This window comes from Maribacter sp. (assembly GCA_020629415.1).
In the GTDB taxonomy this organism is placed as follows: domain Bacteria; phylum Bacteroidota; class Bacteroidia; order Flavobacteriales; family Flavobacteriaceae; genus Maribacter; species Maribacter huludaoensis.
Genome location: JAHDDL010000033.1, coordinates 8,034 through 9,403 on the forward strand (window position 1 = coordinate 8,034; position 1,370 = coordinate 9,403).

Below are 1,370 nucleotides of genomic sequence, written 5' to 3' on the forward strand. Positions count from 1 at the left end.
GTCATTTGCTCTTCAAAACCAACTTCGAGCGATTTATCAAACTCATCAAGTACAAGCGTATTAATATGGTCTTTGGTGAAACGATCTGCCATAAAATGATCTAAAATTCTACCAGGTGTGCCAATTAAAATGGCAGGTGTATGTTTTAGTTCAATCTTGTCCTTGGACATTGCCCTACCGCCATAAATGGCATTTACCTTAAAACCGGTACCCATATCACGCAGCACTTGCTCTATTTGAATGGCCAGCTCACGAGAGGGCACTAAAATGAGCGCTTGCACTTCAGGATTGTTTAGATCCAAAAGGTCTAGGACCGGTAATAGAAACGCCAAGGTTTTACCGGTACCCGTGGGCGAAAGTAATATGGTGTTGTCTGAAGAAGAAATGGTTTCTAACGCCAATTCTTGCATAGGGTTTAGCGCATTGATATTCAATTTTGATAAAATATCCTTTTGATTTTTCATGCGTTATAACCCTTTAAAAATATGATATTATGCTTCTTGAAGATCTCGTTTAGATTTTCTGTATAAGTAATTTGGAAAAATACTTCTTTTAGCAAATCTGTTTAATTTGTTGGCATTGATCATCTTTTGGAAGATAGGTTTTGTAACTCCAAAATACTCGTATGTAGCACCATCAACAAAAGTAACTTCTAAAACAAGACCGTTATGTTGAAAATCTGCAATGCCAGAAGTAATGCTTTCTTCGTAAGCTTCTTTATTGGCTTCTTTGGTTTCTGGAGCAATACTTACTAGAAAATGGTAGCCGTCAATAATTCTACGACTTTGCACTTCTGCCTCTTCCCTCTTTTCATCACCCTCTTGAAATTTATCTGGATGCCATTCTTTAACCAAGTTTCTGTACTTGGTTTTTAAGGCTTTAAGTTCAATTTCCTTCTCTACCCCAAAAAGTTTTTTGTATTCGTTGATACGTTTCATAACACTGCTTTTTTGCGGCTGCGAAACTACGTCTTATTTTTATGTGAACACCTATAAGATCTTGAAATAACGAAAAATAGAAGGGTTTTAATTCAACTAATCTTTTTTAAGTCCGTTTTGCAACACCGACTTAATACCGGCAAGATTTTCTGAAAACTCCATCATTTGCGATAAAACCTGTGCCATTTCATTGGCATTGCCAAAACCTTTGATCTTATTATTCTTTACAAATTGCTCTTTTATGGCAGACCATCTTTCATTTTCATCTGCAGAAAGCTGTCCGATTAATTCGTTGTACTTCAGTAAATTAGCCTCTGCTGACCCTGTAAGTGTCTGTGCTTCGTTTTCATAATGAGATCGTAATAAGGTGTTTAGCTCCTTATCGTTCATTATTGGAACAATTTGGGCAACAAGTTTGTTCATATCCCTATA

Annotated in this window: 3 protein-coding genes; all 3 read right to left on the reverse strand. The window is 36.4% G+C overall.

The genetic code is table 11. The features are described from left to right. Positions 1 to 464, reverse strand: a 464-nt coding sequence (locus QZ657_RS13060) for a DEAD/DEAH box helicase family protein (RefSeq protein ID WP_291967398.1), incomplete at its 3' end; no start/stop codon positions are given. Positions 465 to 491: 27 nt separating this feature from the next. Beyond that, the gene (locus QZ657_RS13065) at positions 492 to 938 is read right to left on the reverse strand and encodes a KTSC domain-containing protein (protein WP_058102736.1); all 447 of its coding nucleotides are present in this window, start codon (positions 936 to 938) and stop codon (positions 492 to 494) included. 96 nt (positions 939 to 1,034) lie between these two features. Continuing rightward, positions 1,035 to 1,370: hypothetical protein (locus QZ657_RS13070; protein ID WP_291967400.1), on the reverse strand; the 336-nt coding region annotated here is incomplete at its 5' end.

Coding starts and splice junctions, on each gene's coding strand:
- QZ657_RS13065 (WP_058102736.1), bottom strand. CDS start 938: ATGAAACGTATCAACGAATACAAAAAACTTTTTGGGGTAGAGAAGGAA.